This window comes from Mesorhizobium sp. USDA 4413 (assembly GCF_056280365.1).
Window position 1 is genome coordinate 4,783,755 of the sequence record NZ_JBVPRP010000001.1, and the last position, 22,252, is coordinate 4,806,006.

20 protein-coding genes are annotated in these 22,252 nt (G+C 63.4%); 9 read left to right on the forward strand and 11 right to left on the reverse strand.

Features of this window, described 5'->3' with window-relative positions:
* Positions 1-27: 27 nt before the first annotated feature.
* From ACVMIM_RS23585 to ACVMIM_RS23595, 3 genes are all read left to right on the forward strand, one after another.
* Entirely contained in the window at positions 28-861 is an 834-nt protein-coding gene (locus tag ACVMIM_RS23585) for a universal stress protein (RefSeq protein WP_040995557.1), read from the forward strand.
* A gap of 207 nt (positions 862-1,068) precedes the next feature.
* Positions 1,069-1,569 (forward strand): xanthine phosphoribosyltransferase, encoded by a 501-nt coding sequence (gene gpt, locus ACVMIM_RS23590; protein WP_040995559.1) that lies wholly within the window; start codon positions 1,069-1,071, stop codon positions 1,567-1,569.
* Between the two features lie 199 nt (positions 1,570-1,768).
* Positions 1,769-2,257 carry an NUDIX hydrolase gene (locus ACVMIM_RS23595; RefSeq protein ID WP_476114867.1) on the forward strand — a complete coding sequence of 163 codons (489 nt, stop codon included), beginning with the start codon at positions 1,769-1,771 and terminating at the stop codon, positions 2,255-2,257.
* Between the two features lie 432 nt (positions 2,258-2,689).
* On the opposite strand, the gene ACVMIM_RS23600 is transcribed toward ACVMIM_RS23595, so the two are convergent.
* The 5 genes from ACVMIM_RS23600 to ACVMIM_RS23620 all read right to left on the reverse strand — a co-directional run bounded on the left by ACVMIM_RS23600 (position 2,690) and on the right by ACVMIM_RS23620 (position 9,345).
* Positions 2,690-3,856, reverse strand: a complete 1,167-nt coding sequence (locus ACVMIM_RS23600; protein ID WP_476114868.1) for a hypothetical protein — start codon at positions 3,854-3,856, stop codon at positions 2,690-2,692.
* Positions 3,857-4,242: 386 nt separating this feature from the next.
* Positions 4,243-6,048: an ABC transporter ATP-binding protein gene (locus ACVMIM_RS23605; protein WP_476114870.1), complete on the reverse strand. Its 1,806-nt coding sequence runs from the start codon at positions 6,046-6,048 to the stop codon at positions 4,243-4,245.
* Positions 6,049-6,423: 375 nt separating this feature from the next.
* Entirely contained in the window at positions 6,424-6,831 is a 408-nt protein-coding gene (locus ACVMIM_RS23610; protein ID WP_476114872.1) for a GNAT family N-acetyltransferase, read from the reverse strand.
* A 7-nt stretch (positions 6,832-6,838) separates the two neighbouring features.
* A complete protein-coding gene (locus ACVMIM_RS23615; protein ID WP_476114874.1) occupies positions 6,839-8,518 on the reverse strand; it encodes an NAD+ synthase in 1,680 nt (559 codons plus the stop codon).
* 113 nt (positions 8,519-8,631) lie between these two features.
* The gene (locus ACVMIM_RS23620) at positions 8,632-9,345 is read right to left on the reverse strand and encodes a DNA-3-methyladenine glycosylase I (protein WP_476117341.1); all 714 of its coding nucleotides are present in this window, start codon (positions 9,343-9,345) and stop codon (positions 8,632-8,634) included.
* Positions 9,346-9,437: 92 nt separating this feature from the next.
* Between ACVMIM_RS23620 and ACVMIM_RS23625 the strand changes: the two genes are divergently transcribed.
* Together ACVMIM_RS23625 and ACVMIM_RS23630 are read left to right on the forward strand one after the other, a co-directional pair.
* Positions 9,438-10,001: a DUF1003 domain-containing protein gene (locus ACVMIM_RS23625; protein WP_476114875.1), complete on the forward strand. Its 564-nt coding sequence runs from the start codon at positions 9,438-9,440 to the stop codon at positions 9,999-10,001.
* Entirely contained in the window at positions 9,998-10,597 is a 600-nt protein-coding gene (locus tag ACVMIM_RS23630) for a DedA family protein (protein ID WP_278048976.1), read from the forward strand. The genes ACVMIM_RS23625 and ACVMIM_RS23630 overlap by 4 nt, the downstream gene beginning before the upstream one ends.
* Positions 10,598-10,609: 12 nt before the next feature.
* On the opposite strand, the gene ACVMIM_RS23635 is transcribed toward ACVMIM_RS23630, so the two are convergent.
* A complete protein-coding gene (locus ACVMIM_RS23635; RefSeq protein WP_040995573.1) occupies positions 10,610-10,969 on the reverse strand; it encodes a diacylglycerol kinase in 360 nt (119 codons plus the stop codon).
* 77 nt (positions 10,970-11,046) lie between these two features.
* Entirely contained in the window at positions 11,047-11,466 is a 420-nt protein-coding gene (locus ACVMIM_RS23640; RefSeq protein ID WP_476114877.1) for a GFA family protein, read from the reverse strand.
* Positions 11,467-11,786: 320 nt separating this feature from the next.
* On the opposite strand from ACVMIM_RS23640, the gene ACVMIM_RS23645 reads away from it, so the two are divergent.
* From ACVMIM_RS23645 to ACVMIM_RS23655, 3 genes are all read left to right on the forward strand, one after another.
* The gene (locus ACVMIM_RS23645; RefSeq protein WP_040995577.1) at positions 11,787-12,857 is read left to right on the forward strand and encodes a GGDEF domain-containing protein; all 1,071 of its coding nucleotides are present in this window, start codon (positions 11,787-11,789) and stop codon (positions 12,855-12,857) included.
* Positions 12,858-12,920: 63 nt separating this feature from the next.
* Positions 12,921-13,298, forward strand: coding sequence for an antitoxin Xre/MbcA/ParS toxin-binding domain-containing protein (locus ACVMIM_RS23650; RefSeq protein ID WP_476114878.1), 378 nt, complete (start codon positions 12,921-12,923; stop codon positions 13,296-13,298).
* Entirely contained in the window at positions 13,258-14,025 is a 768-nt protein-coding gene (locus ACVMIM_RS23655; protein WP_476114880.1) for an RES family NAD+ phosphorylase, read from the forward strand. The genes ACVMIM_RS23650 and ACVMIM_RS23655 overlap by 41 nt, the downstream gene beginning before the upstream one ends.
* A gap of 149 nt (positions 14,026-14,174) precedes the next feature.
* Here the strand turns inward: ACVMIM_RS23655 and ACVMIM_RS23660 are convergent, their stop codons facing one another.
* Complete coding sequence (locus ACVMIM_RS23660) at positions 14,175-14,879, reverse strand: hypothetical protein (RefSeq protein WP_476114881.1); 705 nt, start codon at positions 14,877-14,879, stop codon at positions 14,175-14,177.
* Positions 14,880-15,135: 256 nt separating this feature from the next.
* On the opposite strand from ACVMIM_RS23660, the gene ACVMIM_RS23665 reads away from it, so the two are divergent.
* Positions 15,136-16,716, forward strand: a complete 1,581-nt coding sequence (locus ACVMIM_RS23665; protein WP_476114882.1) for a glycosyltransferase family 39 protein — start codon at positions 15,136-15,138, stop codon at positions 16,714-16,716.
* A gap of 89 nt (positions 16,717-16,805) precedes the next feature.
* On the opposite strand, the gene ACVMIM_RS23670 is transcribed toward ACVMIM_RS23665, so the two are convergent.
* The 3 genes from ACVMIM_RS23670 to ACVMIM_RS23680 all read right to left on the reverse strand — a co-directional run bounded on the left by ACVMIM_RS23670 (position 16,806) and on the right by ACVMIM_RS23680 (position 22,191).
* Entirely contained in the window at positions 16,806-18,179 is a 1,374-nt protein-coding gene (locus ACVMIM_RS23670) for a class II 3-deoxy-7-phosphoheptulonate synthase (RefSeq protein WP_040995583.1), read from the reverse strand.
* Between the two features lie 213 nt (positions 18,180-18,392).
* Positions 18,393-21,890, reverse strand: a complete 3,498-nt coding sequence (gene mfd, locus ACVMIM_RS23675; RefSeq protein WP_476114883.1) for a transcription-repair coupling factor — start codon at positions 21,888-21,890, stop codon at positions 18,393-18,395.
* Between the two features lie 13 nt (positions 21,891-21,903).
* The gene (locus tag ACVMIM_RS23680; protein WP_040995585.1) at positions 21,904-22,191 is read right to left on the reverse strand and encodes an FAD assembly factor SdhE; all 288 of its coding nucleotides are present in this window, start codon (positions 22,189-22,191) and stop codon (positions 21,904-21,906) included.
* Positions 22,192-22,252: the final 61 nt, after the last annotated feature.

Here is a 22,252-nt window from a genome sequence, read left to right on the forward strand (position 1 = left end):
GTAGCGCAAACAATTGAGGGACCGGTCATGCGCTTCAGGACAATCGTCGCCATTTTGCAGAATGAACAGGACGCCGAGCGTGTTCTCGATTGCGCCCTACCGCTCGCCGAGAGGTTCGAGAGCCACCTCGTCGGCATCCATGCCGAGGCGCTTCCCGTGCCCTATACATCGGCCACCGGCTTCCCCGATACTGAATTCCTCCAGGTCTCGGCCGAGATGAACAAGGAACGCGCCGACAAGTTGCAGGCCTATTTCCTGAAGCGGATCGAGGAATCCGGCCTGTCTTTCGAGTGGCGGAGCCTTGAAAGCTTCTCCGGCGACAGCGCGCTGACCGGTATATCGAGCGTGCGCGCCGCCGATCTGATCATCGCCGCGCAGCGCGACGCCGGCGGCGACCCGAGCGCCGATGTCGACACGCTGGTTTACGACGCCGGCCGGCCGGTGCTGGTCGTGCCACATGCCGGGCCGCTGGTCACGACTTTCAGACGTGTGCTGCTTGCCTGGAACGGCAGCAAGGAAGCGGCTCGCGCCGCGTTCGATGCCCTGCCTTTCATTGCCGAGGCCGACAAGACGGACATTCTGGTCATCGACCCGCCGGAGTCGCTCGATGAATCTCCGGAAGCCGCCGGCGCCGAGATCGCGGCGGCGCTGTCGCGCCACGGCGCCAACGTCAGCGTCTCCGTGCAGAAATCGGGCGGCGCCTCGGTCGACGATATCATCCAGTCGCGGATAACCGAGTCCGGCGCCGATCTTCTGGTCCTCGGCGCCTACAGCCACTCCTGGTTGCGCCAGCTTCTGTTCGGCGGCGTCACCCGCACGGTGCTGCGCACGACGAATGTGGCGGCCTTCCTGTCGCGGTGAGCGCGGGTTTCGCAACCGCAAGCGGTTTCGACGTCACGACCTGCGTCAAGCTGAAGCGTGTCGCTTCAATTCGTCTCAGCGCGACGCGCTTGGGTTCCACAGCCCTCGCCGGCCCTCCCCTTGCCAAGCCCGGCGCTTTCCGGCTAATTCCGCCTGCATTCCAGTGTTTCTGCGCGCCGACGGCGCGCCTTGCGGAGTGCGCGAACCATGTCCCTTCCCGAAAAAGCTTTTCCCGTCTCGTGGGACCAGTTCCACCGCGATGCCCGGGCGCTTTCCTGGCGGCTTTCCGGCACCAGCAAGGGACAATGGAAAGCGATCGTCTGCATCACGCGCGGCGGCCTGGTGCCCGCCGCCATCATCGCGCGCGAACTCGGCATCCGCGTCATCGAGACGGTGTGCGTCGCCTCTTATCACGACTACACCAGCCAGGGTCAGCTGCAGGTCCTGAAGGAGATTTCGCCTTCGCTGCTTGCCGATGACGGAGCCGGCGTGCTCATCATCGATGATCTGACCGATACCGGCAAGACGGCGGGCATTGTGCGCGCCATGATGCCGAAGGCGCATTTCGCGACCGTCTACGCCAAGCCGAAGGGGCGCCCGCTGGTCGATACATTCGTCACCGAGGTCAGCCAGGACACCTGGATCTACTTTCCCTGGGATATGGGCTTCACTTACCAGAAGCCGATCGCGGATGATCACGCCGGCTGAACGGCCATCATATCGTCCAAAGAATCTCACTCAAACCTGCACCGTGTAGCCGCGCCGGTAGGCCCGACTACTTTGGGACATTGACTTTTTCTGGTTGGATTTTCCGACGGAGTGAAGTTTTTTACTTTTAAAGTCCATAATTCGCCCTAAGATTCGTGAGGTGGCAAACGATTCTGGAGGCTTTGGGGCAGCTTCTACCATGTTGACGAGGGCGACGACGCACAACCAGATGGCCGAAAGAGTCCGGCGGCTCTTCGGCGTCGCGCCTTGTCGCGTGCAGGTCGCCGCCTTGCCCTGGCGCGAGGGCGAGAACGGCGTGGAGATCATGCTGATCACCAGCCGCGACACCGGGCGCTGGGTGCTGCCCAAGGGTTGGCCGGAGGCCAGGGAGCCGCTTTGCGAGGCCGCCGCCCGCGAAGCGGGCGAGGAAGCAGGCCTGCGCGGCACCGTCTCGCATCTCGAGGCCGGCCGCTATTTTTATGCCAAGGTCCTCGCTTCAGGCGAGGAAGTGCCTTGCGAGGTGCTGGTCTTTCCGCTGCATGTCGACCGCGTCGCGGATCGCTGGAAAGAGAAACGCGCGCGCACCCGCAAATGGGTCGGCCCGAACGAAGCCGTTCGCATGGTCAACGAACCCGACCTTTGCCAGCTTATTGCTGACTTCTGCGCCGAGCCGCACAGGTTCGCCTGATTCAAAGCAGGATTTTCCGTTCCTTTCCTTGAAATCAGCGTAAACGCAGGGGATTGGTCGAAGCCGCCCCAACCTCGTCATTCTATGGCGAAGCAAGGAGCGAAGCGACGCGGCGCAGACCATAGAATCCATGCCGTGACTTGGAAGCGTTGCTACGGTGCAGAGTTCTGCTCCGCCGCACGCCTTGGCGAAGGTAACGGCGTGGATTCCAGGGGCTTCGCGACGGAGCTTCGCTCCTGCTCCGCCCTGGAATGACGATCGCGATGGGCGTTTCGGCCAATCTCCAACGCATGCCGCCTGCCAATGCAAACGGAGCGACCGGTCAAAATCCCTGCGCAGTGCTACTAGAGCCATTCCAGGAAAGCGCGAACGGCCAGGTTCGGCGGCCTCGCCGTGGCCTCCCCTCCGGAATCGCCTCACATCGCAAGATCGTCAGGCGCGGCCAAAGTCGTCCGAACTGAGACGGGTCCAGCGGTCGCCCATCACCCCGCCGATGAAGATGTCGCCGGAGCGGACCGCTTCCGTGACCTCGGCCACGCGTGAACGCACCATCGTGCCTCCGGCATAGTGGAAGAAGACGTTCTTGTAACCGAACAGTTGAGACATGAACCTGCTTTGGGTCTGGCCGGTAATGCCCACGCAGCCCAAATCCCGCGCCGTCGCGATGAGGGCATCCAGCGTTGCGCCCCAGTGGGATCCGGACGACTGGATCTGCAGCAGGTTCGCGATGCCGCCGGTCTGGCCATAGAAGGCATAGCACCCCAGCATCCTGCCCGTTTCGTCGTAAATCCCGCCGAAACGAAGCGGCCCATCGGCCTGCTTCTCAGCCGCCAGCGCGAGCAACCGCGGCAACTCGCCGTCGTTCCAGCTCGGCCGAAGGGCATAATCGGACGCCAGGGTAGGCAGCCATTTTGCAAACTGGGCGGCATCAATCGGTTCGCGATGGATCCGCTGCGATGAGGAAGGTTGGACCGGAGGCTCGAACCTTTTTCTTGAAAGGGCGTCGAATGCTCGCGCGCAGGGATCGAGCGCCAGGCGAGGCAGTCCCGGCCATTTGCGGCGCAGCATGGCGGCGGCCATGGCGCCCGGCCGGAAAATACAGGTCCATTCCAGACAATGCACCGGCAGGAGCTGATATTTCATCGGACGCGCGAAGGCCAAGGATGTCCGGTTGGCGGAATCGGTCAGGTACAGGTCGAATTCGCCTTGATGCAGGGTACGCAGCAATTGCGGCCCGGCCCAACCGTGATCGATGCTGGAGTCGGTCATGAATGGACCGATGATTGCGGCGTTCAATGCCCTTCCGTTGAGCTCATAGCGGGCTTTCAGAACGCCCATGAAGCCGCCCAATCGGCCCTGCGGATCGATCTGGACAAGAGCCTTGCTCTCATCCCCGTCAAGGTAAAGCTCCCTCATATAGTCCGCTGTCCGCGCGATCGCGCGATCGCGCTGCCGGCGAGGATGGCGAAACTTCATCAGGAAGAGCGCGGCGACGCGCTCGAGATCCTCGGCGGCCAAAGGCCGAACCGAGCCATGGGATTCCAGCGCCGACGACCCAGCCACCTTGCCCGGACCCGCTTTTGCGGAAACAGGATTCATGGTGGATGCCTATGCGAAAACGCTAAAGGCAGCCGTTCGTCCCAAGAAAATCTCCATCCGGTCGGATTCCTGTAAAAAGTCTTCTAGGCTCTATTCTGCCACTCTCGATTTTCTTTTCTGTAAATCCCTCAAGACAATTTCTTCACGCCGTGAACCTTGATCAAATCTAAAATAGAAACTCTAAATATTATATAAATATAAAGTGATTTTGACGGTATATTGAGGCGCTCTAACCGCATAACGGGGGAGCGGTTGCAAATGCAGGACGGGGTCGGACATAAAGCCCCGCGGCCGTGTTCCTGAAACGGTGAAGCGCCCTAGGGAGATCAATCCCGGGCCGCATTGCGGCTGACGGCGCCCGGCTGAGGCCGGGCGCCGTCCTTTCCTCAGGCAACGAGGCCCTTGGTCAATTCGAGTGCCTGACGCTCGAACAGCCGCCGGTAGATGCCGCCGTTCAGCCGGATCAGGTCGTCATGCGAGCCTTCCTCGGCGATACGTCCGCGATCGAAGACCAGCAGGCGGTCGAGCGCCCGTACCGTCGAGAGCCGGTGCGCGATCACCAGGGTCGTGCGCCCGACCATCAGCCGCTCCATCGCCTTCTGGATCAGCACTTCCGATTCGGAATCGAGGCTCGATGTCGCCTCGTCCAGGATCAGGATGCGGGCGTCGGCCAGGAAGGCGCGGGCGATCGCCACGCGCTGGCGCTCGCCGCCCGACAGTTTCACGCCACGCTCGCCCACCAGCGTTCCATAGCCCTTGGGCAGGTTGCTGATGAAATCATGCGCGCTGGCGAGCTTGGCCGCATGCTCGATCTCGGCCTGGCTGGCGCCGGGCCGGGCATAGGCGATGTTCTCGGCCAGCGACCGGTGGAACAGGATCGGCTCCTGCTGGACGATCGCGATCTGGCTGCGCAGTGACGCCTGCTCGACTTGCGAGATGTCCTGCCCGTCGATCAGGATCCGCCCGGCATTCACGTCATAGAGCCGCTGGATCAGCTTGACGAAGGTCGTCTTGCCCGAACCCGAATGCCCCACCAGTCCGATGCGTTCGCCCGCCGCGATATCGACCGAAAAATCGCGGTAGAGCGGCAGAAGGTGATTGCCGTAGTGGAACGTCACCTTGTCGAAGGCGATGCGTCCATCGGTGATCCGGATCGGCCGAGCGCCGGGCCGGTCCTCGATGCCGAGCGGCTCGGACTGGAAGTCGACCAGTTCCTCCATGTCGTTGATCGAGCGCTGCAGGTTGCGGATATGCGTGCCGATGTCGCGCAGATAGCCCTGCAGAACGAAGAACGAGGTCAGTACAAACGCGACATCGCCGGCGCTCGCCTGGCCCCAGGCCCACAGCATGAGGGCAAGACCGATAACCGCCGCCCGCATCACCAGCAGCAGCACCCCTTGCGTGGTGCCGTTGGCGGTGCCGCGCATCCAGGTGCGGCCGGTGCGCAGGCGCCATTTGGCGACCACGCGCGCCAGCCGCGCCTCCTCGCGGGCCTCCGCGCCGAACCCCTTGACGACGGCGTTGCAGCTCACCGCGTCCGCCAGGGCGCCGCCCAGCCGCGTGTCCCAGCTGTTGGCGAGCCGCGCGGCGGGCGCGACATAGCCGAGCGACAGCATCGCCGTGACGGCGATGAACAGCACCGAGCCGGCCGCCACCACGGCTCCCATCAGCGGCCAGAACCAGCCGAGCAGCAGCGTCGATCCGAGCAGCATGACCACCGATGGCAGAAGCGCGATCAGGATCGTGTCGTTGAGCAGATCCAGCGCCCACATGCCGCGCGTTATCTTGCGCACCGTCGATCCGGCAAAGCTGTTGGCGTGCCAGTCCGTCGAGAAGCGCTGCACCCGATGGAAGGCATCGGCGGCGATGTCCGACATCATCTTCAGCGTCAGCTCGACGATCCATAAGAAGGCGGCGTTACGCAGCACGACGCCTGCCAGCGCCAGCGCCATCAGGATCGAGAACGCCAGCATCGCCGCATTCCAGGCGACCTCGTCGGTTCCGGCGCCGCTGGCGACCGCATCGACCAGGCGGCCGGAATAGAAGGGTGTCAGCACGTCGGCCAGCGTCGAGAGCAGGAATGCGCCCATGATGAGCGCAAGCCGCCACGGCTGGCGCCGCCAGTGGCTGAACGTGAAGCCAAGCACGCTGCGAAAGGCGCTCGCGCGCAGATCGATCTTGAAACGAGCCATGATGTCATCCGGGGCGCAAACGAGCCCGGTCCCGGTAAAATCGAATTGGAAAACCCGCATTCCGCGCCTTGCGGCGACCCAAAAGAGCGGGAGGTTCAGTATGGTGGGCCGCCTGCCCTGAGGCGGCGACCGGCAGCGGCCGATGCCTGTCCTGCGCCCGGCTCTCCGAAAAACCTTCGGAAAGCCCGAGCAGACCTAGGCTTCGCGGCCTCGCATAACGATGTCAAATTCTGCCATACGGTCCTCCCGGAAGGGAATCGCGGAGAGGCCGTTATAGGGAGGCATCAGCCGATCGCCAAGCCGGCCGGTCGCCAAAACGACATCTGGCCCAAGCACTGAGACGAATTTGCAACAACGGCGGGTTGTGGCCGAGCCTCAGGCAGCCGGTGAGCGATCCAGTCGCATGTAGCGCCCTTCCGTCCGGAATCCGAACTTCTGGTAGAGGCTGTGAGCGTCGCTGGTCGTGAGGCTCCAATGAGAAACGGTTTTCATATCGGGATGATCGAGGAGTGCCTGCACAAGCCGTTTGCCGATGCCATGCCCGCGATGCTCCGGCCAGACGATCACGTCGGCGAGATAGGCAAAGACCGTATAGTCGGTGATTGCGCGCGCGAACCCGACCTGCTCGCCGTCGAGATAGGCGCCGGCGCAAAGCGAGTTGTCGAAGGCACGGCGATTGGCCTCGTCGGTGCGCGACGCTCCCCAATAGCTTTGCATGAGCAGATCGGAGGTCGCCCGGAAATCGATCCGAGACCGGTCGAAACTGATTTCAATGTCCGGCATGTGGAGGCTAACCGCGGTCCCGGAACCGGTTGGTGATCGGGTATCGGCGGTCGCGGCCGAAATTCTTCTTCGTGATCTTTACGCCGGGCGCCGCCTGGCGGCGCTTGTATTCCGCGATGTAGAGCAGGTGCTCGACGCGCGTCACCGTCGCGCGGTCATGGCCGCGCGCGACGATGTCGTCGACGCTCATCTCGTTTTCGACCAGGCATTCCAGGATATCGTCCAGCACCGGATAGGGCGGCAGCGAATCCTGGTCGGTCTGGTTTTCCCGCAGTTCCGCCGAAGGCGCCTTGTCGATGATGTTCTTCGGGATCACCTCGCCGGACGGGCCGAGCCCGCCCGGCGGCACATGCGCATTGCGCCAGCGCGCGAGCGCATAAACCTGCATCTTGTAGAGATCCTTGATCGGATTGAAGCCGCCATTCATGTCGCCATAAAGGGTGGCGTAGCCGACCGACATCTCGCTCTTGTTGCCCGTGGTGACGACCATCGAACCGAATTTGTTCGAGATCGCCATCAGGATCGTGCCGCGCGCGCGGCTCTGCAGGTTTTCCTCGGTGATGCCTGCCTGAGTGCCTTCGAAGAGCTGCGTCAGCGCATGCTTGAAGCCTTCGACCGGCTCGGAGATCGGCACGATGTCGTAGCGACAGCCGAGCGCGCGCGCGCAGTCCTCGGCGTCCTTCAGCGAATCCTTCGACGTGTAGCGGTAGGGCATCATCACGGTGCGCAGCCGCTCTTCGCCCAGCGCGTCGACGGCCAAAGCCGCGCAGATCGCCGAGTCGATGCCGCCGGACAGACCGAGCACCACATTCTTGAAACCGTTCTTGTTGACGTAATCGCGCAGGCCGAGCATGCAGGCTCGGTAGTCAGCTTCTTCGCGTTCGGGGATTTTCGACATTGGGCCTTCCGAGCAGACCCAGCTATCTCCCTTCCTTTTCCAGGTGGTGACGTCGACCGCCTCCTCGAACTGGCTCATCTGGAAGGCGAGCGTCTTGTCGGCGCCGATCGCAAACGAGGCGCCGTCGAAGATCAGCTCGTCCTGGCCGCCGAGCTGGTTGGCGTAAATCATCGGCAGGCCGGTTTCTATGACCTGCCGGATAACGATCTGGTGGCGGACATCGATCTTGGCGCGGTAATAGGGTGAGCCATTCGGCACCAGCAGGATCTCGGCGCCGCTTTCAGCCAGGGTCTCGCAGACGGCGATATCGCCCCAGATGTCCTCGCAGATCGGAATGCCGATGCGCACGCCGCGGAAATTGACTGGACCCTGCAGTTCAGGCCCGGCCTGGAACACGCGCTTCTCATCGAACTCGCCATAATTGGGCAGATCGAGCTTGTAGCGCTCGGCGATGATCTTGCCGCCGTCGGCGAAGACGATGGAGTTATGCGTGCCAGTCTTGCGCTTCAGCGGCGTGCCGATGATGACGCCGGGCCCGCCATCGGCCGTATCTTTCGCGAAATCCTGCGCCGCCTTCTCGCAAGCCTTAAGGAAGGAAGGCTTAAGCACCAGGTCTTCCGGCGGATAACCGGCAAGGAAGAGCTCGGTATAGAGCACCAGATCCGCGCCCTGGCGCGCCGCGTCCGCCCTCGCCTCGCGCGCTTTGGCCAGATTGCCGGCGACGTCGCCGACGGTTGGGTTGAGCTGGGCGACGGCGATGCGCAGGATATCGGGAGCGGTCTGGGTCATGGAACGGATGTAGCGTGGCTCAAATCGCCCCGCAATGGCGTTTGGTTGTACCAAATAGGATCGATCGAAGATCGTATCAGGGCTGATCCGCAGAGCCGATCAGTCCTGATCACCTAGTCGCCCATATACTCGCGCAACGCCTCCGCCGAGCGGTTCTCGCCGATCGACATCGCCAGAATGCGCGAGATGTGGCGGCGCGGCAGGCCGGTCTCGGCCGACCATCGGTTGATCTGCGCCTGGATCTTGTCGAGGTCCCGCTTCGAGGTCGGGTTCTCGGCGATATCGAGGCCGGCATCGCGCAAGGCCGCCGCCATGTCGGTCGAGACGACGAACGTGTCCCATTCCAGCCAGCGCAGGAAATACTGGCCGGTGTTGCCGCCGAGCCGGCTGCCATGCTTGGCGAGATAGGCGGTCAGGCCGACCTGATCGTCCGCCGGCCAGCCGGCTATGAATTTGCCGAAGCTGCCATGTTCCTTCGAGACGCGATCGACGAAAGCGGCGTTGTCGCGCACCGACTTGATCTTCTGCGGGTTGCGCACGATGCGGCTGTCGGAGGCCAGCTCGTGCCAGAAATCGTCCGACTGGAACAAAAGCCGCTTCGGCTCGAAGCCGAGGAATGCTTCCTCGAAACCCGGCCATTTCTCTTCGATGACGCGCCACACGAATCCGGCGGCGAAAATGCGCTCGGCCATGGTGGAGAGAATGCGGTCGTCGGGAATTTTCGCCACCGCCGCATTGTCCGGGGCCGGACCAAGCAGCGGAGCAAGCACCGCCTCTCCGCCCTTGCGCTTTGCCGCCCGAGCGTGGATTTTCTGGAAGTCGAGCATCATTGTCCTCGCCTGTTCGCCGCAATCTAGCACTTCACGTCCGGCCCGGCAGCCTCTACGTCTATCGACGCCCCGCGCGAAGGAGAAGACAGATGAGCAAGATCGTCGAGGACGTGGCGAACCGCCTGCTCAAGCGAAAGCCGGAAGGTTTCGGTCCGCTCGAGAGCCGCGTGCTGCAGTCGACGCTTGAGCGCACCACCATCACGCGCGATACCAACAAGGCCGTCGCCTTCCACGAGACCTATGGCGACAGGATCGCCGACACCATCGCCAGGATCGGCGGCTCCTGGTCCTTCATCCTCGGCTTCCTGGCCTTTCTCGCCATTTGGACCGTCGGCAATGCCTGGCTGCTCACGCGCGACGCCTTCGACCCCTACCCTTTCATCTTTCTCAACCTGGTGCTTTCGATGCTGGCGGCGATCCAGGCGCCGGTGATCATGATGTCACAGAACCGCCAGACCGAGCGCGACCGCATCGACGCAGCGCATGACTACGAGGTCAATCTGAAGGCCGAGATCGAGATCATGGCCCTGCATGAGAAACTCGACGAGCTGCGCCACAGCGAGATTATTGGCATGAGGGAAGAGATCCTGCGCATGGCCGAGCAGATCAGGCGTATCGACGAGAAGCTGTCGGCGCGGTCCGCAACGGAATGAGCGAGACCATCCACCATCTCATCGAGCAATACGGGCTGATCGCGGTCTTCCTGGGTTGCGTCGCCGAAGGCGAAAGCGCTGCGATCCTTGGCGGCTTCTTCGCCCATCAGCATGTCTTCGTGCTGTGGCAGACTTTCCTCGCGGCCTTTCTCGGCGCCTTCGCCGGCGACACCTTCTTCTTCACCCTGGGGCGCAGCTTCGCCGAACATCGCTATGTGAGAAGGTTGCGCAGGCGTCCAGGCTTCAGCCGCGCCTACCGCCTGCTCAACACCCATCCCAACATCTTCGTGCTGACCAACCGCTATATCTACGGCATGCGCCTGGTCGGCGGCATCGCCGCCGGCCTGTCGACCGTGTCCGTGCCGCGTTTCGTCATCCTGAATGCCATCTCGTCCGCGGTCTGGGCGGCTCTGTTCAGCGGCATCGGCTATGTCTTCGGCCTGGGCGCGGAGGAAATGGTGGGCCAGGCGTTCGCACGCCATGAGCGCCTGCTCATTGCCCTCGGCATCGGCATCGTCATCGCCGTTGCCGCCTGGTTGGTAGGCCATCGCTTCGCAAAGCGTGAGCGCGCCAGGGAAGACCGGGCAGGATCGTGATCGATCGCGCGATCAGATCGGCGCGCCGGTAAGGCGCTCGATCAAGGCAATGGCCCAGACGCCGCCGGCGATCACGATCGAAATCAGCACGGCCAGCGAACCGCAATCCTTGGCGAGCTGGATGTCGATGTGGAATTCGCGCGAGATCGCGTCGCAGGCCGCCTCGATGCCGGTGTTGAGCACTTCGACCATGATCAGCAGCAGCACGGCGCCGATCAGCAGAGCGTAGCCGCGCCAGGAGACCGAGATGAACCAACCGGCCGGCAGGGCGAGCGCAAGCAGCATCAGCTCCTGCTGGAATGCCTTCTCGTGTGCGGCGAGCTTGCGGAAGGCCCGCACTGAATTGATGAAAGCGTCGATCAGCCGCTGCATGCCCAGCCCCGTTTCGAATCACCGTCAGGGGATATCGCAACGACCGGATCAAGGGAATAAGGCAGCCGTGGCAAAAATCATTCGTCCGCGACCTTTATCGAAGGTGTCGACTTCTCGAACTGGGGCAGTCCATCGTCGATCGAATAATAATCGCCCTTGTCGCCGACGAAGATATGGCACTCGCCCTGCAGGCTCGTCGGTTCGTCGAACGACCCGGCCAGAACCGATACATATGCGTTGTCCCTCGGCTTCCAGAACAGCGCTGATCCACACGTCCTGCAAAAGCCGCGTCTGGCAAAAGGGGAAGCTTCGTACCAAGTGAGGTTTTCCGCCCCGGTAATCGCGATATTGGCATCTAGAACATTGGTCGCGGCGTAGAAATGCCCACTCTGCTTCCGGCACTGCGAGCAGTGGCAATAGACGACGCCGCGCAATGGCCCGCTCGTCCTGAAACGCACTGCCCCGCACAGGCACGATCCGCTGTGGTTGTCGTCCATTCCGGCCTCCTCCGACCATCTGCCCGATCCATTGCCGGGTAGAATTTCAGGTTTGAAATGGCCGGGCGCAGGCAAATGCGACACCGAAGCGACGTGTTTCAAAAGCCGAGCTAGACGGCTCTCTACATCCTGCGGTAGCAGAGACATCGAGGAAATGCAGGCTATTAAGGAAACTTTAGCGCAACTGCATCTATGATTCCTGCAAGCGAAGGTCGTGTTGGGGACACGCCGTCGCATTTGGGTTCCGATTCAAATCCCCGCATGCGCGACACCCGGCGGTGGCAGGTCTCCGGTCGCACTGAAGGGATAATGAACAGAACATGCAGCCGGCAGCCGTTCCGACCGACAGGAATACCGACATCGCCAGCACCGTCGTGGCGACGATGCGTCAGCTCGGCGTGCTCGGACTGCCCCGCAATTACGAAATCTTCTACGAGGCGCTCAGCGGCAGCAATCACGAGCTCAGCCTCGCCGTCGTCTCGTTGAGCAATCGCCCGACCCAGGAGGACCTCGACGGCATTGGGCGCACCTTCTTCCCCCAGCATCACGGTCCGGCCATCGTCGAGCACGCCCGCGAGATGGTCGCCAACGAGCTCGAGGAAATCGCCGCGCTGTTGCGCAGCGAGCGTTCGCATATCGAAAAATATGGCCGTATTCTCGATGAGACCTCGGTTGGCCTGAGCAACCGCAGCCTGCTTTCGCAGGAAATCCTCCAGAAGATCGCCGGCGCCATGTCTGCCGCCACCAGCTCGACGATCGACCATGGCCGCCAGATCGCAAGCACGCTCAGCGAAAAGACGGCCGAGCTCGAAAGCGTCAAGTCGAAGCTCGAAGAATACAAGCGGCTTGCCGACACCGACCCGCTCACGCACCTGTGGAACCGTCGCGCTTTCGACAAGGAGATCACCCGGATCTACAACAGCAATCGCGGCATCCTGTTCAATGCCTTGATCCTCGCCGATATCGATCATTTCAAGGACATCAACGACCGCTACGGCCACCCGGTCGGCGACAGGATCCTGCAGATCATCGCCGAGATCTTCCAGTCCAGCGTCCGTTCCGACATGTTCGTTGCGCGCACCGGTGGCGAGGAGTTCGCGTTTATCGTCGAGGGCGCCAGCGAGGACGCCACATACGAGATTGCCGAGCGCATCCGCGTGCTGATCGAGCATACCCCGTTCACCAGCAGCCAGACCGGCATGAACTACGGCGCCGTTACCGTGTCGCTGGGCATCTGCATGGCCTCGGAAGCGGAAAACCCCGACGATCTCTATGCCAAGGCGGACCGGGCGCTTTATCGCTCCAAGGTCGGTGGCCGCAACCGGGTGACGAAGCACTCGGCCATGGCCGGCCGGGCCGGCAAAGGCTGGCTGCTTTACAAGAAAGACTGACACCACCCTTTCCAGAAGAATTTTTGTGGACTATATTTTCCACAGAAATGAAAGGGTGCGCTCATGCAACGTCCAGTCGCGGCCGCGACGGCGGCCGAAAACGCCGTTATCACCAAGGCGACGCTGCGCGCGGCCGATCTGCTCGACATCACCGCCAGGACACTTGCTTTGATCATCGGCGTGTCGGAAGCAACCGTCTCGCGCATGCGCCGGCAGGAATTCCTGCTTGAACGGGGCACCAAGCCGTTCGAGCTGGCGGTGCTCTTCGTCCGCCTGTTCCGCTCGCTCGACGCCATCGTCGGCGGCGACGAGACCGTTGCCCGGGCCTGGCTGAAGAGCCCCAACACCACGCTCGACGGCACGCCGCTTGAGAAAATCCTGACGATTGCCGGACTGGTCGATGTCATTGCCTACCTGGACTCCCGGCGCGCTCTCGTCTGAGGCCGTCAGGCTCGAAGGCAAGCACTGGCGCATGGTCGAGGCGCAGCATCGCGTCTCGACCCTCAAGCTCGTCGACACGCTCGACGAGCAGTCGCTGCTGGAGGACCTTATCGAGGACACCAAGCCGCATATCCCGCTGGAGTGCCGCCACCTCCACTATCTTTTGGCGACGCCTTTTCGCTATGGCTCCGTCTATCCGTACGGTTCGCGCTTCCGCCGCGCCGGCAAGACCAAGGGCGTCTATTATGCCGCCGAGACGGTGCTGACGGCGGTGGCGGAAATGGCCTTCTACCGCTTGCTGTTCTTTGCGGAGTCGCCGACGACGCCATGGCCGAACGACGCCGCGGAATACACTGCCTTCGCCGCCGCGATAAAATGCGACCGCGCGATCGACCTGACACGCCCGCCGCTCGATCGCGACGAGAATGCCTGGACACAGCCCACTGATTACACCGCCTGTCAGGCGATCGCCGATGTCGCGCGCGAAGCCGAGATGCAGGCGATCCGCTATCGGTCGGTGCGCGATCCCAAGGGCGCCAACATCGCGCTGCTGACCTGCAAGGGCTTTGCCAAGGCCAGGCCGCTGGAGCCGCAAACCTGGCGCATCCGGATCGGCTCTTTCGGCCTGCAGGCGATCAGCGAATTCCCGGAGAAGAGGCTGGAATTCTCGCGCACCGCCTTTGCCGATCCGCGACTGGCCGGCATGCGCTGGCAGCGCGAACAATGAACTCGGAAAACTGTATCGAGATTCGGGTCAGGCCGAGCCGAGAATGGTGGCTACCGAGAACCGGAGCGGAGCGTACTTAAAGTACGTGAGCACCGGAAGCGCAGGAAGCCGCCATTCGCAGGCCGGCCTCACCCGAATATCGATACAGTTTAGGCCAGGATGTTGACCGCCCGCGCCGCCACCAGCGCGATCGTCAACAGCGAGATCATCGCTTCGGCCATCATAAGGAGCTTCGCGCGTTGCGTGAGCGGCAGAGTGTCGGTCGGCGAAAAGGCCGTGGCGTTGGTGAAGGCCAGGAAGACATAGTCGACGAAGCCCGGCAGCCAGCCCTGTATTTCGCGATCCGGCAACGTCATCTGCGGGAACAGGAAGTCGGCATGTGCGCGCTTGACCAGGCCGCAGGTCGGCGGACCGCCCCGGTCGGTGCTCCAGAACCACAGCGCAAAGACAATCACATTGGTGACCCAGATGTTGAGCGCGTCGACGAGCAGCGTCGTGCCGGCACCGGCATGCCCTTCCAGCAGCGCCCGCACCAGGAAGACCAGCGATCCGCAATTCATGATGCTGATGACGCCGGTCATCATCAATGCCGTGCGGCGGATGTAGAGGCGCAGCCGACCGATCGCGTACCAGTGCTCATGATCGACCGCCTTCTGCGTCTGCATCTGCGTCCAGGCCGTTGCGATCGACAAAGGCGCCAGCAGCGCCGCCTCGACCGTCGGGGCCAGCCAGCGCGGACCGAAGGACAGGTTGTTGATGACCAAAAGCTGCAGGCAGATGATGACGAGAACAGCCGCGCGCGCCGACCAGAAGTCGAGCCCACGGTGATGGATGACGGCGTGTTCGTGACGCATGGTGGACCCTGGATGACTGGAGCATGATGCCGAAAAGCGTGGAGCGGTTTTCGGACGGCATCATGCCCTGCCCCTGGAACCGCAGCGCTCCGAACAGCGGGCCGGCTCAGGCAATGATCAGCCGGCGGGTCCTGCCCGAAGCGCCGGCGATGGGTTCCGCCGCAATCTTGGTTTTACAATGTTGCGGAAGGATACATTTTCGTAAGCTTTTGCTATCGGACTGTTCAGCAGTCCACCCGTGTGATTTTAGGCCCGCATGTCGAGAACCAGCGAATCCGTTCATCTTTGGCCGTCGGCAATCGCCGCGGAAGGCAATCTGCCTTCGATCTGGAACAGCCTGGTCCGGCACCCATGGCGATTACTGGCGCTTTTATGTCTGGCCCAGACCGCTTGCTGGACCGTCATGCCGGCGATCGTCAATGTTGGGCCGCCCCGCGACGTCGTCGAGGGGTTCATGTGGGGCCGCGAATGGGCGCTGCTGACCTACAAGCACCCGCAGCTCCCGTGCTGGCTGCTCGAGATCAGCCATCTCCTGACCGGCTCGTTCCGCTGGCCACAATACATGCTGTCGCAATTGATGGTCTCGACGACCTTCGTCCTGGTCTATCTGCTTGCGCGCGACATCATGGGCTCGACCCGCGCGCTCGCCGCCGTGCTGTTGATGCCCTCGATCTATTTCTTCGGCTGGCCGACCCCGCAATTCAATCATGACTACGCGCAGATGCCTTTCTGGGCCGGCATATCATGGCTGCTATGGCGCTCAGTGCGCGACGGACGGCCGGGCTGGTGGCTCGCCCTCGGCCTCGTTTCCGGCCTGGGACTCTATGCCAAGTTCTCGACGGCTTTGCTGCTCGCCTTCGGCGGCATCTGGATCTTGTACGACGCCCGCGCCCGAAGCCGGCTTGCCACCCCATGGCCATGGCTCGGCCTCGCGGTTTTTCTTGGCGTCGCGGCGCCGCTGGCGGTGGAGCTTGTCCGCCTCGACTTCCTGCCGTTGACCTATGCCGCGCACCGCAACGCCTGGGTGCTCGCCAACCGCGCCCGGCTTTACTACATCGGCGTTCAGCTTGCCGGGCTCGCTGCCGTTCCGGTCGTGCTCGCTCTTTCCGGCCTTTTGCAACGGCAGCCCAGCCCGGTGCAAGACCTCTCGCCGGCACACCCCGCCCCCGAGCGGCGCGCGGTAATCTACCTGGCATGGATGGGCCTGGGGCCGGCGCTCCTGGTGATGGTCGCCTCGCTCTTTACCGGCACCGGGGAGTCCTGGGGCGCGACGATGTACAATCTCGTCGGAGCCCTGGCGATCGCGCTCCTGGGCCAGCGACTGGGACCCGCGGAATTGCGTCGACTGACGGTGCTGGCGCTGCTTTGCGTGGTCGGCGTATCGAGCGCCTATGCGGCGACCCGCTGGACAGGCTGCAACGTCCTCGGCCGCCTGCAGCCGATGTGTTGGCCGGCAAGGTCGATCTCGCAGACGGCCGAGGCGATCTGGCATGAGACGGTGCCCGGGCCGCTGGGCATTGTCGGCGGCGAGGACGGCGTGGCCCAGCTTGCCGGGTTGGAAGCTGCGGACCAGCCCTCCATCTTCACGGCTCTCGACAGGCGCCTTGCCCCCTGGATCACGGACCAGCGCCTGCGGGATCAGGGCATGCTGCTCGTATGGCCAACAGGCTGGAAACTCACGCCGCTGCAGCAGGCCTGGATCGCCGGCCTGCCGGTCAAGACGGTGCCATTCGACTGGTCGCTCAAAGCGCCGCCCCTGGAGATCAGCTTTGCCGTCATTCCGCCCGGCAGAGCCAGTTTTCCGGGCAACCCGCCCGGACCGCCGGATCCAGAATGACATCAGTCGTGAATTGAACTTGTCCACCTGAATTGAAAAGGCGCCGGCGTCGCCGCCAGCGCCTCCAATGATGCGCGTCCGGGCTTCGCTCAGGCGTTGGCGGCCTGCTTGTGCTGCACCGGATGGCTCTTCTTGAGCAGGTCCGAGACCAGGAAGGCGAGTTCGATCGCCTGGTCGGCGTTGAGGCGCGGGTCGCAATGGGTGTGATAGCGGTCCTGCAGGTCTTCCGCCGTGATGGCGCGGGCGCCGCCCGTGCATTCGGTGACGTTCTTGCCGGTCATCTCCACATGGATGCCGCCGGGATGCGTGCCTTCGGCACGGTGCACCTCGAAAAAGGTCTGCACTTCCTTCAGGATACGGTCGAACGGACGCGTCTTGTAGCCGGCTGCCTCGATCGTGTTGCCGTGCATCGGATCGGACGACCACACGACGTTGCGGCCTTCCTTCTTCACCGCCCGCACCAGCTTCGGCAGGTGCTCGGCGACCTTGTCGGAGCCGAAGCGCGCGATCAACGTCAGCCGGCCCGGCTCGTTCTCGGGATTGAGCAGGTCGATGAGTTCCAGCAAACCATCCGGCGTCAGCGACGGCCCGCATTTCAGGCCGAGCGGATTCTTGATGCCGCGGCAATATTCGACATGCGCATGGTCCGGCTGGCGGGTGCGGTCGCCGATCCAGATCATATGGCCCGAGGTCGCGTACCAGTCGCCGGAGGTGGAATCGACGCGCGTCAGCGCCTCTTCATAGCCGAGCAGCAGCGCCTCGTGGCTGGTGTAGAAATCGGTCTCGCGCAGCGCGAAGTTGGTTTCGGACGTAATGCCCACCGCACGCATGAAATCCATCGTCTCGGTGATGCGGTTGGCGAGCGATTCGTATTTTTCTCCCTGTGGACTGTCGGCGACGAAGCCCAGCATCCAGCGATGCACATTCTCCAGGCTGGCATAACCGCCCTGCGCGAAGGCGCGCAGAAGATTGAGCGTCGCGGCCGACTGGCGATACGCCATTTCCTGCCGCGCCGGATCCGGAATGCGCGAGGAGGCGTCGAACTCGATGCCGTTGATGATGTCGCCACGATAGCTCGGCAGCGTCACACCGGCCTTGGTTTCGCTGTCGGAGGAGCGCGGCTTGGCGAACTGGCCGGCGACGCGGCCGACTTTCACCACCGGCTGCGCGCCGGCAAAGGTGAGCACCACCGACATCTGCAGGAAAACGCGGAAGAAGTCGCGGATGTTGTCGGCGCCGTGCTCGGCGAAGCTCTCGGCGCAGTCGCCGCCCTGGAGCAGGAAGGCTTCGCCGGCGGCAACCGCCGCCAATTGCTTCTTCAGCTTGCGCGCCTCACCGGCAAAGACCAGCGGCGGGTAGGTGGCGAGCCGCGCTTCCGTGGCCTGCAAAGCCCCAAGGTCCGGGTAGGCCGGGACCTGCTTGATCGGCTTTGCTCTCCACGAATTCGGCGACCATTTCGTCATCGCTGCACCCAAACGCCCTTCCAGAGCAACCCCGGGAAGAGCGCAAACGGCTTTCCGGAATTGCATCAAACAAACCGGCGAGCGCGCTTGCCCGCCATTCCAGCCTCGACACGAGGTCGCGGCTCCTTACACGAAGCCGACTGCCTATTCTAGCCGGGAATTTCAGCAGTGGCGAATGCCTCGAACTGTTCGGCAGCCCGATGTGAAAAGCCGTTATGCAGCCTTCTCGACGAGCCGCGCCAGCTGTGTCATCACCACGGCCGAGCCGGCGAGCCGCTTCTCCGCATTCGGCCAGTCGCGGATGAAGACGACGCTGTGGTCGGCCCTGATCTTGGCCTGCGAGCCCTGTTCGCCGATGAATTTGACCAGCCCGACCGGATTGGGGAATTCGCGCTTGCGGAAATGGATGACCACGCCCTTGGGGCCGGCATCGAGCTTTTCGACATTGGCCTTGCGGCAGAGCGCCTTGATGAAGACGATCTTCAACAGATGCGTGACCTCTTCCGGCAGCGGCCCGAAGCGGTCGATCAGCTCGGCGCCGAAGCCATCGATCTCCTCGGTGGTTTCGAGATCGCCGAGGCGCCGGTAGAGCGCCATGCGGAGCTGCAGGTCGGGCACGTAGCTTTCCGGAATCATCACGGCCGTGCCGACCGCAATCTGCGGCGACCATCCGCCGTCCTGAACTTCGCCGGTGTCCTTCACCTCGGCCACCGCCTCTTCCAGCATCTGCTGGTAAAGCTCGAAACCGACCTCCTTGATATGCCCGGACTGCTCTTCGCCGAGCAGATTGCCGGCGCCGCGTATGTCGAGATCGTGGCTGGCGAGCTGGAAGCCGGCGCCGAGCGTATCGAGCGACTGCAGCACCTTCAGCCGCCGCTCGGCCGTGTCGGTCAGCTTGCGGTTGGCCGGCAGCGTGAACAGCGCGTAGGCGCGCACCTTCGAGCGGCCGACGCGGCCGCGCAGCTGGTAGAGCTGCGCCAGGCCGAACATGTCGGCGCGATGGATGATCAGCGTGTTGGCGGTCGGGATGTCGAGACCGGATTCGACGATGGTGGTCGACAAAAGCACATCGTACTGGCCGTCATAGAAGGCGTTCATGATGTCGTCGAGCTCGCCCGGCGGCATCTGGCCGTGGGCGACCGCGACCTTCAATTCCGGCACGGATTCCTTCAGGAAATCATGGATTTCGGCCAGGTCGCTGATGCGCGGCACGACATAGAAGGAATGGCCGCCGCGATAGCGCTCGCGCAGCAACGTTTCGCGGATCACCAGCGGATCGAAGGGCGAGATGAAAGTGCGTACCGCCATGCGGTCGACGGGCGGCGTGGCGATCAGCGACAGTTCCCGCACGCCGGTCAGCGCCAACTGCAGCGTGCGCGGGATCGGCGTCGCCGAGAGTGTCAGCACATGCACGTCGTTCTTGAGCTCCTTCAGCCGCTCCTTGTGCTTGACGCCGAAATGCTGCTCCTCGTCGATGATCAACAGTCCGAGATTCTTGAACGAGATCGAGCTGCCGAGCAGCGCATGCGTGCCGACCACGATGTCGACCGTCCCCTCGGCAACGCCTTTCTTTGTTTCGGCCAGTTCCTTGGAGCCGACCAGGCGCGAGGCCTGGGCGATGCGGATCGGCAGGCCAGAGAAGCGCTGCGAGAAGGTCTTGAAATGCTGGCGCGACAGCAAGGTCGTCGGCACCACGACCGCCACCTGGAACCCTTCCATGGCCGCGATGAAAGCGGCGCGCAGCGCCACTTCCGTCTTGCCGAAACCCACATCGCCGCAGACCAGCCGGTCCATCGGCTTGCCGGCGCCGAGATCGTCCATGACGGCATCGATCGCGGTCTGCTGGTCGTCGGTCTCCTCGTACGGGAAACGCGCGGCGAACTCGCCATAGAGTCCCTCGGCCGGGATCATGGCGGGCGCAGAACGCATTTGCCGCTCGGCGGCGATGCGGATCAGCTGCCCGGCCATGTCGAGCAGGCGTTTCTTCAGCCGCGCCTTGCGCGCCTGCCAGGCGCCGCCGCCCAGCTTGTCGAGCGTCGCTTCGGCCGAATCCGAGCCATAGCGCGACAGAAGCTCGATGTTTTCCACCGGCAGGAAGAGCCGGTCGTCGCCGGCATAGTGGATCTCGAGGCAATCATGGGGCGCGCCGACTGCTTCGATGGTGCGCAGACCGATGAAGCGGCCGATGCCGTGATCGGCATGCACGACGATATCGCCGGCGGACAGCGACGAGGCCTCGGCGATGAAATCGGAAGCCTTCTTCTTGCGCTTCGAGCGGCGGATCAGCCTGTCGCCCAAAATGTCCTGCTCGGCGACGACGACGATGTCGTCCGTCTCGAAGCCGGATTCGAGCGGCAGCACCGCAAGTCCCGCTTGCCCGGGCTCGAGCTTTTCGACTTCGGCAAGCGTGGCGACGGTCTTCAGATTGCCGAGATGATGCTCGGCCAGGATTTGCCCTAGCCGGTCGAGCGAGCCTTCGGTCCAGCCGGCGACGATGACGCGGCGGCGTGCCGCGCGCTCGTCGGCAATGTGCTTTACGACGACGTCGAAGACGTTGATGTTCGGATCGGCGCGCTCCTCGGCGAAACTGCGGCCCTGCCGCGAGCCGCCATGGAAAACCTTCTTGCCTCCGACATCCGGGGCATCGAACACGGTGAAGTCGATATCCTCACGCGGCCCGAGCGAGGCTTTGAGATTCTCCGGCGACAGATAAAGCAGATCAGGCGCCACGGGCTTATAGGGCACGGCGTCCTTCAGCGCGCTGTCGGCCTGCTTCCGGCGCGCCTCGTAATGGTCGAGGATCAGCTTGTGCCGCTCCGACAGCGCCTCGTGCGCCAGATGGTCGAAGACCACGGGCGCGTCCGGCAGATAGTCGAACACAGTTTCCAGCCGCTCGTAGAAGAAGGGCAGCCAGTGCTCCATGCCGGCAAAACGGCGCCCTTCGCTGACCGCCGCGTAGAGTGCGTCGTCGCGCGATGGCGCGCCAAAGGCTTCGATATAGGAGCGGCGGAAGCGGCTGATCGTCTCCGGCGTCAGCGCCACCTCGCTCATCGCCTGCAGCGACATCGACTTGCGCTGGCCGGTCGTGCGCTGGGTCGCGACATCGAAGACGCGGATCGATTCCAGCGTATCGCCGAAGAAATCGAGCCGCAGCGCCTCGCTCCAGCCAGGCGCGAAAAGGTCGAGAATGCCGCCGCGCACCGCGAATTCGCCCAGTCCGCGCACGGTCGGTACGCGTTCGAAGCCGGACGTCTCCAACCGCGCGATCAGCGCGTTCATGTCGATCTGGTTGCCGGGCTTGGCGTGGAAAGTCTGCGCTTCGATCAGATCGGCCGGCGGGACGCGCTGCAAGAGCGCATTGGCGGTGGTCAGGATGACGGCGCGATGCGGTTTCTTCGCCAGCGCTATCATGGCGGAAAGCGCGTCGAGCCGCCGCGCCGCGGCGTCCGCTCCGGGCGACACGCGATCGTAAGGCAGGCAGTCCCACGCGGGCAGTTCCAGCACCGGCAGGCCGGGCGCCGCAAAGGCGAGCGCCTCGATGATCGCCGGCAGCCGCTGGCCGTCGCGCGCGACGAACAGCACCGGCTTGTCGGGCGCGATCTCCTGCGCGGTCTGTACCAGCGCGAAGGCTTCGTAGCCGTCGGCGACGCCGTCGACGATGAACTGGCCGGCGCGGCCCTTGGGCAGGCCGATTGTGGGGATGAGGCTCATGAATAGGCGTTTTTCAAAATGTCATGGTCCGGCGCGATGCCAGGATCTTTTGCAGCACCGCGCAATCGATATCGGGCGGAACCGGGCGCTCGCCGGTGATCATCGGCAGAAATTCGGTGTCGGGGATTTCGAGAAGTCTCTCATATTGGTCGATTTCATTGCCGGTCAAGGCGCCGATCTCGGCATCGGCGAAGGAGCCAAGGATCAGATCCATCTCGCGCATGCCGCGATGCCAGGAGCGGAACAGGAGCTTGCGGCGGCGGGCGTCCAGCCCCTCGCTTGATCGCTGTGTTCCGGTCATGGCGCCGCATCCCTGTCCAAAGCGGCGCATATAGCGTGGATAGAGAACGGTGTCAGCCTTT